At 53.4% G+C, this 581-nt stretch carries 2 protein-coding genes; both read left to right on the top strand.

The window, feature by feature from the left end; translation table 11 throughout:
- Positions 1–221 (top strand): hypothetical protein (locus HGP29_RS28835; protein WP_211093477.1); only part of this gene is annotated, 221 nt, incomplete at its 5' end.
- A 16-nt stretch (positions 222–237) separates the two neighbouring features.
- Positions 238–581: transglycosylase SLT domain-containing protein (locus tag HGP29_RS28510; protein WP_168885845.1), on the top strand; the 344-nt coding region annotated here is incomplete at its 3' end.

The following is a 581-nucleotide window of genomic DNA, read 5'->3' on the forward strand; positions in this document are numbered from 1 at the left end:
CTGGGACTGTCCGAATCCGCTACGACAAGGAGCTACTGGCTCGAACCTATCAGGAACAGCAGCAGCGTCTGGCCAAAGAAGCTGAAGAGAAGGCACTGAAGGAAGCAACCAAGCGTGCACCTATATCAGCAGCCACTCAGGCTCGTAAGGCAGCAGGTGAGCGTGTCCGTGCGAAACGTAAGGCCACTCCGAAGTTCATTTATGGAGGCGGCGATGAGTAAACAATAAGGAGACAACATGAGCTACGACAAGTCCAAACCTAGTGACTACGACGGTATGTTCCAGAAGGCAGCAGACGCACACGGTGTTAGTTATGACCTGCTGCGTAAACTGTCCTTCAACGAATCATCCTTCAACCCTAAGGCCGTCTCTAAGACTGGCCCTAAGGGCATCATGCAGTTCACCAAAGCGACTGCCCAGAGCATGGGCCTTAACGTGACCGATGGTGATGACGATGGGCGCTACAATCCAGAGTTAGCCATTGACGCCGGGGCTAAGTTACTCAGCAGCCTCGTTAAGAAGTACAACGGGGATGAGCTGAAAGCTGCCCTAGCGTACAACCAAGGGGAAGGCCCAGAGAT

It is taken from the genome of Flammeovirga agarivorans, assembly GCF_012641475.1.
Lineage (GTDB): Bacteria > Bacteroidota > Bacteroidia > Cytophagales > Flammeovirgaceae > Flammeovirga > Flammeovirga agarivorans.